14 protein-coding genes, 1 pseudogene and 1 riboswitch are annotated in these 15325 nt (G+C 65.4%); of the genes and pseudogenes, 10 read left to right on the plus strand and 5 right to left on the minus strand.

Annotation, left to right across the window (positions count from 1 at the left end):
• The first annotated feature begins 19 nt into the window (after window positions 1–19).
• Complete coding sequence (gene yddG, locus GGR00_RS22360; RefSeq protein ID WP_184701241.1) at window positions 20–913, plus strand: aromatic amino acid exporter YddG; 894 nt, start codon at window positions 20–22, stop codon at window positions 911–913.
• Here the strand turns inward: yddG and GGR00_RS22365 are convergent.
• Both GGR00_RS22365 and gloB read right to left on the minus strand, forming a co-directional pair.
• On the minus strand, window positions 910–1341 hold the full coding sequence (locus GGR00_RS22365; protein WP_184701243.1) for a cupin domain-containing protein: 432 nt from the start codon (window positions 1339–1341) through the stop codon (window positions 910–912). The two genes, yddG and GGR00_RS22365, sit on opposite strands and share 4 nt — an antisense overlap.
• Window positions 1342–1343: 2 nt before the next feature.
• Window positions 1344–2111 carry a hydroxyacylglutathione hydrolase gene (gene gloB, locus GGR00_RS22370; protein ID WP_184701246.1) on the minus strand — a complete coding sequence of 256 codons (768 nt, stop codon included), beginning with the start codon at window positions 2109–2111 and terminating at the stop codon, window positions 1344–1346.
• 106 nt (window positions 2112–2217) lie between these two features.
• Here gloB and GGR00_RS22375 point away from each other — a divergent pair, with 106 nt between their 5' ends.
• The 4 genes from GGR00_RS22375 to GGR00_RS22390 all read left to right on the plus strand — a co-directional run bounded on the left by GGR00_RS22375 (window position 2218) and on the right by GGR00_RS22390 (window position 6465).
• Window positions 2218–2985 (plus strand): class I SAM-dependent methyltransferase, encoded by a 768-nt coding sequence (locus GGR00_RS22375; RefSeq protein WP_055973410.1) that lies wholly within the window; start codon window positions 2218–2220, stop codon window positions 2983–2985.
• An 87-nt stretch (window positions 2986–3072) separates the two neighbouring features.
• The gene (locus tag GGR00_RS22380) at window positions 3073–3876 is read left to right on the plus strand and encodes a DUF1194 domain-containing protein (protein ID WP_055973227.1); all 804 of its coding nucleotides are present in this window, start codon (window positions 3073–3075) and stop codon (window positions 3874–3876) included.
• Between the two features lie 102 nt (window positions 3877–3978).
• Window positions 3979–5394: a pyridoxal phosphate-dependent decarboxylase family protein gene (locus GGR00_RS22385; protein WP_055973224.1), complete on the plus strand. Its 1416-nt coding sequence runs from the start codon at window positions 3979–3981 to the stop codon at window positions 5392–5394.
• 183 nt (window positions 5395–5577) lie between these two features.
• On the plus strand, window positions 5578–6465 hold the full coding sequence (locus GGR00_RS22390; protein ID WP_082496479.1) for a lipid kinase: 888 nt from the start codon (window positions 5578–5580) through the stop codon (window positions 6463–6465).
• 30 nt (window positions 6466–6495) lie between these two features.
• Here GGR00_RS22390 and GGR00_RS22395 read toward each other — a convergent pair whose 3' ends face one another.
• Complete coding sequence (locus tag GGR00_RS22395) at window positions 6496–8028, minus strand: MFS transporter (RefSeq protein ID WP_055973222.1); 1533 nt, start codon at window positions 8026–8028, stop codon at window positions 6496–6498.
• Window positions 8029–8163: 135 nt separating this feature from the next.
• Here GGR00_RS22395 and GGR00_RS22400 point away from each other — a divergent pair, with 135 nt between their 5' ends.
• On the plus strand, window positions 8164–9021 hold the full coding sequence (locus GGR00_RS22400) for a LysR family transcriptional regulator (protein ID WP_055973404.1): 858 nt from the start codon (window positions 8164–8166) through the stop codon (window positions 9019–9021).
• Window positions 9022–9074: 53 nt separating this feature from the next.
• Here the strand turns inward: GGR00_RS22400 and metA are convergent, their stop codons facing one another.
• A complete protein-coding gene (metA, locus tag GGR00_RS22405; protein ID WP_055973220.1) occupies window positions 9075–9992 on the minus strand; it encodes a homoserine O-acetyltransferase MetA in 918 nt (305 codons plus the stop codon).
• 50 nt (window positions 9993–10042) lie between these two features.
• Window positions 10043–10120, minus strand: a riboswitch (SAM riboswitch).
• A 153-nt stretch (window positions 10121–10273) separates the two neighbouring features.
• Here metA and hisC point away from each other — a divergent pair.
• Together hisC and GGR00_RS22415 are read left to right on the plus strand one after the other, a co-directional pair.
• Window positions 10274–11386, plus strand: a complete 1113-nt coding sequence (gene hisC / locus GGR00_RS22410) for a histidinol-phosphate transaminase (protein WP_055973218.1) — start codon at window positions 10274–10276, stop codon at window positions 11384–11386.
• Between the two features lie 3 nt (window positions 11387–11389).
• Window positions 11390–12325, plus strand: coding sequence for a prephenate/arogenate dehydrogenase family protein (locus GGR00_RS22415; RefSeq protein WP_184117425.1), 936 nt, complete (start codon window positions 11390–11392; stop codon window positions 12323–12325).
• Between the two features lie 199 nt (window positions 12326–12524).
• Here GGR00_RS22415 and GGR00_RS22420 read toward each other — a convergent pair whose 3' ends face one another.
• Window positions 12525–13523: a DUF2125 domain-containing protein gene (locus tag GGR00_RS22420; RefSeq protein ID WP_184701248.1), complete on the minus strand. Its 999-nt coding sequence runs from the start codon at window positions 13521–13523 to the stop codon at window positions 12525–12527.
• A gap of 136 nt (window positions 13524–13659) precedes the next feature.
• On the opposite strand from GGR00_RS22420, the gene GGR00_RS22425 reads away from it, so the two are divergent.
• On the plus strand, window positions 13660–14178 hold the full coding sequence (locus GGR00_RS22425; RefSeq protein ID WP_184701250.1) for a gamma-glutamylcyclotransferase: 519 nt from the start codon (window positions 13660–13662) through the stop codon (window positions 14176–14178).
• Window positions 14179–14248: 70 nt separating this feature from the next.
• Window positions 14249–15303, plus strand: a pseudogene (locus GGR00_RS22430) (bifunctional transcriptional activator/DNA repair enzyme AdaA).
• Window positions 15304–15325: the final 22 nt, after the last annotated feature.

The raw sequence follows: 15325 nt of genomic DNA on the forward strand, positions 1-15325 counted from the left end.
TGCGCGCCGGGAGGGGTAAGTGGGGCGCGCGACTTTGATCGGATTTACGGCGGTCGCCATGTGGGCGCTGCTGGCGTTGCTGACCGATGCCTCCGGCTCGGTGCCGCCCTTCCTGCTTTCGGCCATCACCTTCGCCATCGGCACCTGTGTCGGCCTCGTCGCCCGGCTGTTCATGGCCATGCCCGCGAAGGCCGAGAGAATCCCGCCGCAGGTATGGGTGATCGGCATCGCCGGCCTGTTCGGCTACCACTTCTTCTATTTCACCGCCCTGCGCAACGCGCCGGCGGTCGAGGCCAGCCTGATCGCCTATCTGTGGCCGCTTTTCATCGTCCTGGGCTCGGCCCTGATGCCGGGCGAACGCCTGCGCTGGAATCACATTGCCGGCGCGCTGCTCGGCCTTGCCGGCACCTTCCTGATCGTCACCAAGGGCGGTGGGCTGGCCTTTGATGCGCAATACAGCTTCGGCTATGCCATGGCCTTCGCCTGCGCCTTCCTGTGGTCGGGTTATTCGCTGCTGTCGCGCCGTTTTCCGTCGGTGCCGACGACAATCGTCACCTGGTTCTGCCTGGCGACATCGGTGCTGTCGCTGGCCTGCCACTTTGCGCTGGAGGAGACTGTGCTGCCGGCCAATGCCGGCCAGTGGCTCGCCGTGCTCGGTCTCGGCCTGATGCCGGTGGGTGCGGCCTTCTACGCCTGGGACATCGGCGTCAAACGCGGCAACATTCAGGTGCTGGGGGCGGCGAGCTATGCCGCGCCGCTGCTGTCGACGTTGGTGCTGATCGCAGCCGGTTTCGCCGAGCCAGGCTTGCGCATCCTCGCTGCCTGCGTGCTCATTACCTCAGGTGCGGTGCTGGCGGCCAAATCGCTGATCTTCGGCGGGCGGAAGGCGGCTGTGGACGGGGCAGGAGCCTAGCCCGGCTCCCAGCCCAGTTCGGCCAGCTCGAACTGGGCGAACTCGAAGCCGGGCGATACCGTGCAGCCGACCAGCGTCCAGTCGCCAAGGCTGCGCGCGGTCTGCCACCAGCCCGGCGGCACCACGCATTGCGGACGTTCGCCGACGGCAAGGTTGATGCCGAGCACGGCTGCGCTGACCTCGCCGCCGGGTGGGTAGATCTTCAGTTCTATCGGTGCGCCGGCATGAAAATGCCAGATCTCGGCGGCGTCCCTGACCCGGTGCCAGTGCGAGACGTCGCCGTGCTCGAGCAGGAAATAGATCGCCGTCTGGTTGCCGCGTGGGCTATGCGGTCCGCCTTCCGGGTTGTCGCGAAAGGTCTCGACATACCAGCCGCCCTCGGGATGCCGGCGCATGCCGAGCATGGCAATGATCTCGGCTGCCAGCATGCTCAGAAACTGTCCTTGCGCTTGCGAATCTCGGCAAACACGTCGGCGTCGGAGGCTTTCTCCATGCCGAGATGCTTGCGGATGCCGGCATCGGCCCAGCGCAGGAACGGGTTGGTGGCCAGTTCCTCGCCGATGGTGGTCGGCAGCGTCGGCTTGCCGTCGGCGCGCAGCGCCTCGATCTTTTCGGCGCGTGCCAGCAACGCGGCATTGTCCGGATCGATGGTCAGCGCGAAACGGGCATTGGACAGCGTGTATTCGTGACCGCAATAGACCACCGTGTCGGTGGGCAGGGCGGCGAGCTTCTTCAGCGATTCGAACATCACCGGTGCCGGGCGCTCGAACAGCCGGCCGCAGCCCAGCGCAAACAGCGTGTCGGCGGTGAAGGCGACCTTCGACTTCGGCAGGTGATAGCAGACATGGCCGGCGGTATGGCCGGGCGTCGCGATGACCTCGATGGTCTCGCTGCCGAAGGGGATCACCGAGCCTTCCTCGACCGTGTCGTCGATGCCGGGGATCTTCTCGCGCTCGGCCTCGGGGCCGATGATGCGCAGCTTGTAGCGCTGCTTGAGCGCCAAATTGGCCTCGACATGGTCGGCGTGATGGTGGGTCGTCAGGATCATCGTCGGCGTCCAGCCGCTATGCTCGATCGCCGCCAGGATCGGCGCCTCCTCGGGCGCGTCGACGATGGCCGTCTCGCCGCTTTCGCGATCGTGCAGCAGCGCACCGAAATTGTCGGTGCGGCACATGAAAAGCTTGATCTCGGCTGGCATCGCAAAACTCCACTTCTGGCAGGACGATAGGGCGCGCGCCCGGCGCTGTCACCCCAATTGGGGCGGGGTCGTTGAAGTCGGCGTTGCGCGCGTCTACGTTCCGCTCATGAATTCCGACATCGTCGACCTTCGTTCGTTCTACTCGACACCGCTCGGCCGCCTGGCCGAGCAGTCGATCACCATGGGGTTGTCGGCCGTGTGGGCAGGCCTGCCCAACGAACGGCTGGTCGGGCTTGGCTACACGCTGCCCTGGCTCGATCGCTTCGGCAGCGATGCGGAGCGGGTGTTTGCCTTCATGCCGGCAACGCAGGGTGCCGTCGTGTGGCCGGCGAACGGGCCGTCGTCGACGGCGCTCGTCTTCGACGAGGAACTGCCGTTGGTCGATTCTTCCATCGACCGGGTTCTGCTCGTCCATTCGCTCGAACACGCCGAAAGCCCGCGCGAGACGCTGAAGGAGATCTGGCGCGTGCTGTCGCCGGCGGGGCGCATCGTCATCGTCGTGCCCAACCGGCGCGGTGTCTGGGCACGCTTCGAGCACACGCCTTTCGGCACCGGCCGGCCATTTTCCTCCGGCCAGCTCAACGAGCTGCTGCGCGAGGCCAATTTCACCGTCTCGGCGTGGTCGGACGCGCTGCATTTCCCGCCGTCTCGGCGCAAATGGATGATGCGCTTCGACCATCTGTTCGAACGCGCCGGCCGCCGCCTGTGGCCGATCTTCTCCGGCGTCATCGTCGTCGAGGCACAGAAGCGCGTCTACCAGGGCATCCCGGTGGCGCAGCGCGCCTCGCGCCGCGTGTTCGTGCCAGTGCTGTCGCCGACGGGCGCGACGCGCGGCTTTCCTGCCCTGCGGCGCGGCGACGAGCGCGGTGGCTGAGCCTCACCTCACGAAGGGGTGAAGCCGGGGTACTTCCATTCCGGCGCCATTGCCGCGACACTCCTCGGCCTGTTGGGGTGTCCGTCGATGCTGGGTGCGCTGGCGATCGTCTTGTGCCTGGGCTGCGAATTGCCCAAGCCCGCGGCTGCGCCCGCGCCAGCCGTCGCGGTCGATGTCGAGCTGGTGCTGGCCGTCGACGTGTCGCGCTCGATGGATCTCGAGGAGTTCACGCTCCAGCGCGCCGGCTATGTCGAGGCGCTGCGTCACCCCGATTTCATCGACGCGGTGATGTCGGGCCAGCATGGCCGCGTCGCCATCACCTATTTCGAATGGGCCGGCACCGTGCGGGAAGAATCGGTCGTGCCCTGGGAGATCGTCAACAGCGCTACGAGCGCCGCCGCTTTCGCGGCCAAGCTTGAGGCGCGGCCGTTCAGCGGCTTTCGCGGGACCTCGATCTCCGGCGCGGTCACCTATGGCGCGGCGCTGTTCGACCGCAACGACGCCGAGGGCTGGCGCCGGGTCATCGACATTTCGGGCGATGGGCCGAACAATTTCGGCTCGCCGGTGGTTCGGGCGCGCGATGCGGCGGTCGCGCAAGGCATCGTCATCAACGGCCTGCCGATCCTGATCCGACCGTCGCGCACCGCCGCCGAACTCGATCGCTATTATGCCGAATGCGTCACCGGCGGGCCGGGCTCGTTCGTCTTGCCGATCCGTGCGGCGTCGGAGTTTGCAATGGCCATCCGGCGCAAGCTGGTGCTCGAGGTCAGCGGCGACACCGATTTGCTACCCGTCGTCAGGATCGATGCGGCCGCTCCGGTCGATTGCATGGCCGGGGAACGCGACCGGCGGATCTACTCCGATCCCTATTTTCCGCAGCTCGACAGATAACAAGCCATGATTGTGGGAAGGGCCCAGGATGTATATCTTGGATAGCTAATGTATTCTGCGGCATTCTGCGCATGAGACCTCTTTTCAAGGAAGGCGATTGTCATGCAGGGGGATTCAACCGGGCGCCTGCTGCGCCATGCCGCCGAGCACGCCATCCGGTACAGGTCGGAACTCGCCTCCAGGCCGCAGCGCCCGCTGCATGGCTACCCGGACGCGCTGGCTGCCTTCGACGGTCCATTGCCGGAAACGGGAGAGTTCTCCGAAACGGTCATTGACGACCTCGCCGTGCGTGCTGAGCCCGGGCTCAATGCCACAACCGGTGCGCGTTTCTTCGGCTGGGTCATTGGCGGTTCGCATGAGGTTGGCGTGGCGGCCGACTGGCTGACGAGCGCGTGGGGGCAGAACGCCGGCAACCACCATGCCATGCCGTCGGCCGCGGCGGCCGAAACGGTCGCTGCGCGATGGCTGCTCGAACTGCTCGATCTGCCACGCGAAAGCTCGGTCGGTTTCGTCACCGGCGCCACCGTCGCGAATTTCGTCTGCCTGGCCGCCGCGCGCGGCGAGGTGTTGCGGCGCGCGGACTGGGATGTCGAAGCGAACGGGCTGTTCGGGGCGCCGCCGATTTCCGTGCTGATCGGCGACGACGCCCACACCACCGTCTTTTCGGCGCTGCAGTTTCTCGGTCTGGGGCATGATCGGCTGATCCGCGTCGCCACAGACGGCCAGGGCCGGATATTGCCCGACGATTTCGCGCGACGCGCGGCGCAGGTGCGCGGACCGGCCATCGCCATCCTTCAGGCCGGGCAGATCAACACTGGCGGTTTCGATCCCTTCACTGACCTCGTGCCGATCGCGCGCCGGATCGGTGCGTGGATCCACGTCGACGGCGCCTTCGGCTGCTGGGCGCGGGCTGCTGCTTCCCTCAGCCATTTTGCCGAAGGGCTCGATACCTGCGATTCCTGGGCCACCGACGGCCACAAGTGGCTGCAGACGCCCTATGACAGCGGTTACGCGATCGTGCGCGACAGCGAGGCGCATCGCCGTGCCATGACGATCGCGGCGAGTTACCTTCCCACCGCAGGCGAAGGCGAGCGCGACCCCAGCCATTTCGTCCCCGAACTGTCGCGGCGGGCGCGGGGCTTCGCCACCTGGGCGATCATCCGCCATCTCGGACGCGAGGGGATCGCCGCGATGGTCGAACGGCATTGCCGCGTGGCGCGCCTGATCGCCGACCAGTTGCGAAGCGAAAATGCGATCGTGGTGCTCAATGACGTCATGTTCAACCAGGTGCTCGTGCGGTTTGGTGCCGACGAGACCGACGAGCGTGGCGACGACCTGACCAGGGCGACCATTGCCCGCATCCAGCGCGACGGCGCCGTCTTTGCCGGCGGCGCAAAGTGGCGTGGCCGCGAGGTGATGCGCATCTCCGTCATTTCCTGGCTGATCGACGAGGCAGCCGGAATGGCTTCCGCCGAAGCCATCATCGCGGGATGGCGGGCCGTTCAGCGAGGCACCTAATCCGGCCGTCAGGGCCGCGTCAGGACTGCTCTCCATCACTTTCGGTTGTCTTGAAGCTTATTGCGGCCTCTGCCTTCAAATCTGCCCGAATGCACCCTAAATGGCGTCGGCAGGGCTCGATCTGTCCGTTCGACAACCACAGGGATTACTCTCCTGACCGACGTCATTCACAAGAAACGCGCCGTGCAGCACTCCAAAGGCAAGCGTGCGATGCTGATCGTCAATCCGCGCGCCCGCCGCGGCGGCGGTTCGATCGATGCCGCCAGGCAGGTGCTTGTCGATGCCGGTCTCGACATCGAAGAGATGGCAACCAGCAAGGATGAGAACGCTTCCGAGTTGATCTCGCGCAACGCCGACCATTTCGACATGGCGATTGTCGGCGGCGGCGACGGCACGTTGAACAATGCGGCGGCGGGCCTCGCCTATTGCGGCCTGACGCTCGGCGTCCTGCCGCTGGGCACGGCCAACGATTTCGCCCGCACCATGGGTATTCCCACAGATCCGGTAAAGGCGGCCGAAGTGATCGCCGCCGGCCACGAGACGACGGTCGACCTCGGCGAGGTCAACGGCCATTTGTTCTTCAACGTCGCCAGCATAGGCTTCAGCGCCGAACTGGCAGGCGAACTCACCGAACATGCCAAGAAGCGCTGGGGCACGCTCGGCTACGGCATCGTCGCGGCGCGGCTGTTGATGCGCTCGCGGCTGTTCACCGCCTATGTCGACCATGACGACACGACCGAAGAGATCCACACCATGCAGGTCTCGGTCGGCAACGGCCGCCATTATGGCGGCGGCATGACGGTCGAGGAGACGGCTACCGCCGACGATGGCTGGCTCGATCTCTACAGCCTCGAGGTCGACCACTGGTGGCGGCTGCTGCGCCTGCTGCCCAGCCTGCGCAAGGGCACGCAAGGGCAGTGGGACGACGTGCGCGCCTTCAAGACCACCGAGGTGACCGTCCGCACCAAGCGGCCGCGGCCGGTCAATACCGATGGCGAGCTCGTCACCTGGACACCGGCGCATTTCCGCATTCGGCCGAAGTCGGTGCGGGTGTTCACGCCGAAGGGTTAAGGCCGGGCGCCATTGCCCGGCCCTCGGGCGTCAGGTTGCCGACGTTTCGGCTTTCGTGACATCAGCCGATTTGCCGGCCCCGAACAGCGCGAAGCTGGTCGCCGCCAGGATCCACACGCCGATGCCGCCATAGAGCATCACCCAGGCGAAGCCGTTGACCAGTGCTGCGTGGACGATTTCGGCCGGAACGTCGAGCGCGCCTTGCGCTCCGTCGATCGCGCCGCCGGCAGCGATACGCTCTGCAAGCGACCTGAGCTGGCCGGCGTCGATGCCTGCGGGCAGGGCGCTTTTCAGCCCGGAAAGAATGCCCTCGACCAGCACGAAGCCCATCACGGCAATGTTGATGGCGAGCGCGATCAGCCTTGCGCTGGTGTCGATGCCCGAGGCCATGCCGGCACGGCTGGCCGGCACCGAGCCTGTGGTCATGTTGGTGGCGGGCGTGGTCGTCAGGCCGAGGCCGATGCCGGCGATCAGCGCGCCGGGCAGCACGGCCAGGCCGCTTGCGGGCTCGATGCCGGTGGCAAGCCACATGGCGATGAAACCAAGGCCGATGGTGAACAGGCCGAGTGGAATGACGATGCGGGCGCTGGTGCGCAAGAGCAGATACTGGGCGACTGGCGGCATGACCAGGAACGGCACCGTATAGGCGAGCACGGCGAGCCCGGTCTCCGTGCTGTCGAAGCCGAGACCGACGGTGAAATAGATCGGCAGGTAGACCATGAACGGCCAGTAGCTGAAGTTCATGCCGATGCATCCGACGATGGCGCCGGAGAAGTCGCGGATCCTGAACACCGAGAAATCGAACATCGGATGCGGATGCAGTCGCTCGACCGTCACGAAAGCGACAAGGCCGACCAGCGTTGCTGCCGCGACGGCGATGGCCGTCGGGCTCAGGAAGCCGATGTCTGCGCCCTGGGTGATGTAGTAGGTCAGGCCGAAGACCGTCGCGCTCAGGATGACGATGCCGGGCAGGTCGAGCTTCTTGGCCTGCGGGTCGCGCGACTCCTGCACGCCGCCGAAGGTCAGACCCAGGCACAGCACCGCCAGAGGCGCATGCACCAGGAAAACCCACTGCCAGGTCGACAGGGCGACGATCACGCCGCCGATGATCGGCCCGAAGCCTAGGCCGATACCGGCGATCACGCCCCAGATGGCAAAGGCATTGCCGCGTGCCCGGGCATCGTCGAACTGGTTGGAAAGGATGGCGATCGAGCAGATGAACATCGCGCCGCCGGCCATGCCCTGCAGGAAGCGGCCGACGATCAGCACTTCGGTGGTGGGGGCAATGCCGCACAAGAGCGAGGTGACGCCGAATGCAACGACGGTAGCGGCGAAAACCAGCCGGCGCCCGTAGCGGTCGGCCAGCGTACCCGTCGCCATCAGCACCGTGGTGCAGGCGATGGTATAGGCGTTCATGATCCACTGCATGTCCTTGAAGTCGGCCTGCAGCACATGTTCGAGCGTCGGCAGGATCACCGGCACGCTGGAGATCTCCAGGCCGAACATCAGCGCGGCCAGACAAACCGCCGCCAGCGCCAGATTGTCTCTGCTTGTCACTTTCATCCCGTGTCTCCGCTGGCGGCGAAGGGGGAAGTCCGTCGCCGCTGGTTGCTTGAAAGCACCTCAGATAGGCGAAGCTTGAACATACATAAATGCTATGTAATCCTATTTCAGAGATAACAATTATGGATGAATGAGATGTTGTGGCTCGATGCCGAGGCCGTGCGTAACTTTGTCATGGTGGCCGACCTGCAGAGTTTCACCCGCGCTGCCGATGCCCTCGGCTCGACGCAGGCTGCGGTCAGCGTCAAGTTGAAGCGGTTGGAGGAGCGCGTCGGCCGCAAGCTGATCGAACGCACGCCGCGCCGTGTCCGGCTGTCGGCCGAAGGAGCGATGTTCATCGATTCGGCCCGGGCATTCCTCGCTGCGCATGACAATGCGGTTGCCGGCTTGTCCTGCGGCACGCGCCGCTTCGCGCTCGGCATTGCCGGTCACGTTGCTGGTCCTGAAGTGACGACGTTGCTGGCGCGCCTCAACCAGCATGACCCGGCGCTGACGATCGAGGTCCAGGTCGACAATTCGAGCAACCTGCTCGACGCCTTCGATCGAGGCAAGCTCGACGCGGCCATCGTCCGGCGCGAGGACGACCGCCGCGACGGCGAGGTCCTGGGCCCTGAGCATTTCGGCTGGTTCGCTACACCGGACTTCCATCATCGCCAGGGCGAGCCGATCCGGCTGGCGACCCTGTCGCGGGCCTGTGGCGTGCGGGACGTGGCCACGCGCACGCTCGACGATGCCGGCATTCCCTGGGTCGAGGTCTTCGTCGGCGGCGGTTCGTCCCTGGTGACCGCAGGCGTTGCGGCCGGGCTCGCGACATCCGTGTTTCCCAGCAGGTTGGCCCCGCCCGGCACCATCGAGATCAGCCGCAAGTTCAGCCTGCCCGGAGTGCCGTCGTCGGAGATCGTGTTGCATTCGACGCTGACCGACCGCCGCTCGCGCGAGGCGCTGCGCATCCTTGCCTGCGCCTTCCGCGAGCACCGGGCTTCGGCGGACTAGGTTCCGCGCACCTGCCGGAAACCGCGCCCGGATGCCGGGCGCGGTTTCCGAGGCTACTTGCCGATGTTTTCCAGATCGTAGGCCGTGGTCTGGTAGACCCGGTTGATCCAGTTGCCGAACAGCAGGTGGGCGTGCGAGCGCCAGCGGTTGAGCGGCCGGCGCTGCGGGTCGTCGTCGGGGTAATATTCGTGCGGCACCGCGATCTCGACGCCGGCGGCCACGTCGCGGTCGTACTCTTCCTTCAGCGAGGTCGAGTCGTATTCAATGTGGTTGAACATGTAGAGCCGGTTGCCGGTTTCTTCGGACAGTAGGCTCGGGCCGGTCTCTTCCGATTCCATCAGCAGTTCCAGGCCGGAGCCCGCGGGAATGTCGGTGGCACGAACCTCGGTCCAGCGCGACACCGGAATGGCGAAGTCGTCCGAGAATCCGGCGAGATAAGGCGACGCCGGCGCGTTGTTGTTGTGCCGGAAGACGCCGAAGGCCTTCTGCTCCAGCGTGTGCTTGGGGACCTTGTGGAAATGCCATGCCGCCGCCATCGCGCCCCAGCAGATGAAGAACGGCGAATGCACGTTGGTCGTCGTCCAGTCCATGATCTGCTTGAGTTCGTCCCAGTAGGTGACGTCCTCGAAGGGCAGCAGCTCGATCGGCGCGCCGGTGATGATGAAGCCGTCGAACTTGCGGTCCTTCACCTCGTCCCAGGTCTGGTAGAAGCTGATCAGGTGGTCTTCGGAGGTGTTCTTGGCCTTGTGGGTGCCGATACGAACCAGGGTCAGCTCCACCTGCAGCGGGCTGGCGCCGATCAGGCGGGCGATCTGGGTTTCCGTCCGCACCTTGTTGGGCATCAGGTTGAGCAGACCGATCTGCAGTGGGCGGATGTCCTGGCGGAGCGCGGTCTGCTCGTCCATGACGGAGACGCCCTCTTTCACCAGCACTTCACGGGCGGGGAGCTGATCCGGGATCTTGATCGGCACTGTGCGAACTCCAAACAACAAAAAACCGGCCTGCAGTCGCACAGCCGGTTTACGGATCGCAAACGGCCCTTTAGCGACTTGTTTAACGTGGCTGCAAGCCGACCGGCCAAATCACCACGGGTTCATGGCCTGCTATTACGCCTGGGCGGGGATTGCGTCAACCGTGACCCAATGGTCCAGCCAGAACCGCCGGTTTTGCCGGTTTTCCTCGACATTGGCGGCCCCTAGGGGTATTCCCGCTGCGGCCTCCATCCGGAGGCGCCAATCCAGGATTTTTCGACATGACCAAGGCACCTGAGCAGATTCGCCCCGAACCCCGCGCCGGCATCATGGACATCGCAGCCTATGTACCCGGCAAGAGCGCAGCTCCCGCAGGCGTGACCAAGGTTCATAAGCTCTCGTCGAACGAAAATCCGCTGGGCGCCTCGCCCCATGCCATCGAGGCGGTGAAGAAGCTCGCCGAAAAGATGGAGTATTATCCCGACGGGTCGGCCTCACGCCTGAAGCAGGCGATCGCGGCGACCCATGGGCTCAACCAGGCCAACATCCTGTGCTCGAACGGTTCCGACGAAGTTCTGGGCCTGCTGGCGCAGAGTTACCTGTCGCCGGGTGACGAGGCCGTCTACACCGAGCACGGCTTCATGGTCTACAAGATCTACATTCAGGCTGCGGGCGCCACGCCCGTCGTTGCCAGGGAAGAGGCCGAGAAGGCCAGCGTCGACCACATCATCGCCGCGCTGTCGCCGAAGACCAGGATCGTCTTCCTCGCCAACCCCAACAACCCGACCGGCACTTACTTGCCGTTCGAGGAGGTGCGTCGCCTGCACGCGGCGCTGCCGAAGAACGTACTCCTGGTGCTCGACGCCGCCTATGCCGAATATGTCCGTCGTAACGACTACGAGGCGGGCGTCGAACTGGTCGCGGCCAACGAGAACGTCGTCATGACGCGCACCTTCTCGAAGATCCACGGCCTTGGCGGCATGCGCGTCGGCTGGGTCTATGCGCCGTCGCACATCATCGAGGTGCTGGAGCGCATGCGCGGCCCGTTCAACGTCAACGCGGCGGCCATCGAGGCCGGCGTGGCGGCGATGGAGGACCGTGCCCATGTCGAGCGCACCATCGCCCACAACGCCCAGTGGGCCGAATGGCTCGTCAACCAGTTCGAGGCACTGGGCTTGCGCGTCACGCCTTCGGTAGGCAACTTCTTGCTGGTCCACTTTCCGGAAGATGCCAAGCATTCGGCTGCGGTCGCCGATGAGTATCTCAGCGCGCGGGGGTATATCCTGCGCAGGGTCGCCGGCTACGGCTTCCCCAATGCGCTGCGCATGACCATCGGCACTGAAGAGGCCAATCGCGGCGTCATTGCCGCACTCACCGAATTCCTGAAAAGTTGAAAAATGTCCGAACCCCTGTTTGACAAGATCGCCCTCGTCGGCATCGGCCTGATCGGCTCGTCGCTGGCCCGCGTCATCCGCCGCGAAGGGATTGCCCGCCACATCGCCATCTCCACCCGCAGTGCGGCGACGCTCGCCCGCGCCGAGGAACTCGGCCTCGGCGACAGCTATTCGACGGACGCCAAGGTGGCGGTGAAGGATGCCGACCTGGTCATCGTCTCGGTGCCTGTCGGCTCGTCCGGTGCCGTGGCCATCGACATGGCGCCGGCGCTGAAGCCGGGCGCCATCCTCACCGACGTCGGCTCGACCAAGGCCTCCGTCATCGCGCAGATGGCCCCGCATGTGCCCGAAGGCGTGCACTTCATCCCCGGCCACCCGCTGGCTGGCACCGAGAAGTCGGGCCCCGACGCCGGCTTCGCCGAACTGTTCGAGAACCGCTGGTGCATCTTCACGCCGCTGCCCGATACCGATCCGGTGGCGCTGGAGAAGCTGTCGGAGTTCTGGCGCCGCTGCGGCTCCAACATCGACACGATGGACCCCGAGCATCACGACATGACGCTCGCCATCGTCTCGCACCTGCCGCACATCATCGCCTACAACATCGTCGGCACGGCAGACGATCTGGAGTCGGTGACCAAGTCGGAAGTCATCAAGTATTCGGCTTCGGGCTTCCGCGATTTCACCCGTCTCGCCGCCTCCGATCCGACGATGTGGCGCGACGTCTGCCTGCACAACAAGGACGCGATCCTGGAAATGCTGGCGCGCTTCTCGGAAGACCTGGCGTCGCTGCAGCGGGCGATCCGTTGGGGCGATGGCGACAAGCTGTTCGAGATGTTCACCCGCACCCGCGCCATCCGGCGCTCGATCATCGACGCCGGCCAGGAAGTCGACGTGCCGAACTTCGGCCGCGAGGCCATCGAGCATCCGGTGAAGAATTAGCGAGTAGGGAATAGGGAATAGGGAATAGGGAATAGGGAATAGGGAATAGGGAATAGGGAATAGTAGTTGCCTCGGCCGCTCGGCTGGCATCGACACTACTCACTACTCACTACTCACTACTCACTACTCACTACTCACTACTCACTACTCACTACTCACTACTCACTACTCACTACTCACTACTCACTACTCAATCACCTCACTCCACCGCCGGCACCATCCCCAGCGGGATGAAGCCCAGCGTCGCCTTGCCCTTGACGATCTTGAGCGGCAGGGTCGGTGCGTTGCCGAGAATTGCGAGGCCGGAGAAAGCCGTCTCGAACTGCTGGCGCTGTTCCGGCACGACTTCTGAAAGTATGCGCGACAGTTCGCGCGGGTTCCGGATCGTCACCTTCAGGTCGGCGTCGACCAGACCGTCTTCGGCGATCGTCCACGGCCCGCTGATCGCAGCACCTGCGGTGCCGCCGGTCGACAGCGTCATCGAACGGATCGTGCCCGTCTGGCCGCGCAGGCTTCTCACCTTGTCCGCAAGCAGCGTTACGCCGTTTTTGAGCGAGGTGTCGGCGCTGCCGTCGAGCGACGGCAGCTTGCGGCCGTGCAGGGCCTGGGGGTCGATCGCCAACCCGGTGAAGGTGCCGGCAATGTCGATATCGGGTCCGTTTGGGCGCATATGCAGCTGCGTGTCCTCGGCGGTGAACAGCGGCATCGGCGCGCCGTCGCTGAAGGATGCCTGGCCGACGAGCTTGCGGGTCTCGACCGACAGCCGTTCGGGCAGCGGCTGGGCGATGCGGGCGCTGGCATGCAGCAGCTCCCAATCGAATTGGAGTTGCGGCAGGTCGGGCGCGGTCAGCCGCAGCGGCCCGTCGATTTCGAGCACCGTGCGCATCGGCTGGTAGACCTGGGCCACGGTGCGCAGGTTGCCGGCGCTGACCGAAATCCGCCGCGTCGCGTCCTCGAATTCCAGCCTGTCGCAGAACAGGCCGATCCGGAAGGGAAAGCCCTTGATCTCGGGCTTGGCGCAGGTGGCGGATACGCCGTCGCGGTTGACCTCTGCAATACGCTGGACGACTTCCTGCTGCGCCCGTCCGGCAAACCAGAACCAGCCGGCGCTGTAACCGCCGAACAGCACGATGATGAACAGCGTCAGCCACAGGAAGCGGCGGCTGGAGTTCGGTTTCCGGTCTTGGCTTGACGTCATGCTAAGGCTCTCGTTACTGCATCGTGCCGGAAGGCGCTCGCACGCATTCAAAGTGTTACCGCGGCCATTCCACATCCGGTAGGCGGCGCGCCGCCGCACGCAGCAAGACCCGCGAACCACCAACAGGCTTGGCGATATGGGCGATTTTTGGGTTTTTGGCTATGGCTCGCTGATGTGGCGTCCAGGTTTCGCCCATGTCGAGACGCGCCGCGCCCGGCTGATGGGCTTTCGACGCGCGCTGTGCATCCGCTCCTGGGTCCATCGTGGCACCGAGCAGCGACCCGGTCTCGTGCTCGGTCTCGATCGTGGCGGCTCCTGCGTCGGCCTCGCCTTCCGCGTCCCTGGAGATCTTCGCGACGAGGTGCTTGCCTATCTGCGCGAACGCGAACTGGTCACCAGCGTCTATCTCGAGCGCCAGCTGGCGATCCGGCTCGACAAGGGCGAAAGGGTGGAGGCGGTCTGCTACATCGCCGACCGCAACCACCACCAGTATGCCGGCAATCTCGATGCGGTGCACGCCGCCGAGATCGTCACCGGCGCGGTCGGCCAGTCCGGCCGCAACGAGGATTATGTCGCGAGCACGGTCGAGCACCTCAAGGCGCTCGGCATCCGCGACCACTGGCTGGAAGAGGTGGCGCGGCTGGTCGGCACATGACTTGTCAGCAGTGAGAATACGCGCCCGATTTTCGGCGGCGTTGGCTGCGGACTCGCGCTAAACATCGGGCATGCTTTTCCAGCGCCCCAGTGACGACACACTCTACGATGCCCTGATCGCACGCGATCCGGGCTATGACGGTTTTGCCTATGTCGGCGTCACCTCTACCGGTATCTTCTGCCGGCTGACTTGCGCCGCGCGAAAACCCAAGCGCGAGAACGTGCGCTTCTTCGACACAACGGCCGAATGCGTGCATGCCGGCTTCCGGCCTTGCCTGCGCTGCCGGCCGATGATGGGGTCTGGCGCGCCTGAACCGCACGTGTCGGCGCTGCTGGAGGCGCTTGAGCGTGAGCCGGAGCGCCGCTGGCTTGAGACCGACATCGTCGCCTTGGGCTTCGATGCCTCCACCGTACGGCGCGCCTTCAAGCGCCGCTTCGGAATGAGCTTCCTCGAAATGGCGCGTTTGCGGCGGCTCGGGCAGGCGGCGGAGCGGCTGGCCTCGGGCGACAGCGTCATCGATGCGCAGGTCGATGCCGGCTTCGATTCGGGCAGCGGCTTTCGAGCGGCGGTGACCCGGCTCTTGGGCGAGGCGCCGGCAAACTGCGCGGCAAGACCATGCTCAAGGCCGACTGGATCGAGACGCCGATCGGCCCGATGATCGCCATTGCCGACCTGCATGCCCTGCACATCCTCGAATTCCTCGAACGCAAGGCGCTGGCAACGGAGGTGCGCAAGTCGCAGGCCGTTACCGGCTCGGCCATCGCCTTCGGCCGGTCGGCACCGATCGACCAGATCGAAGTCGAACTCGGTGCCTATTTCGTCGGGAAATGCGCTGAATTCGCCACCCGGCTCGCGCCCCAGGGCACAGCCTTCGAGCGCCAGGTCTGGGACGGGCTGCGGCGTATTCCTGCGGGGACCTCGACGAGCTATTCCGGCCTCGCCGCCGAGATCGGAAAGCCGGCGGCGGTGCGCGCCGTCGGCCGCGCCAACGGCGCCAATCCGATCGCGATCGTCATCCCTTGCCATCGCGTGGTCGGCGCCAGCGGCGACCTCACCGGCTATGGCGGCGGCCTTTGGCGCAAGCGCTGGCTGCTCGAACACGAGCGGCGGATGGCCGCTGGTTAGTCTCGTGTCACATCCCAAGGAT

This window comes from Aminobacter aganoensis (assembly GCF_014206975.1).
In the GTDB taxonomy this organism is placed as follows: domain Bacteria; phylum Pseudomonadota; class Alphaproteobacteria; order Rhizobiales; family Rhizobiaceae; genus Aminobacter; species Aminobacter aganoensis.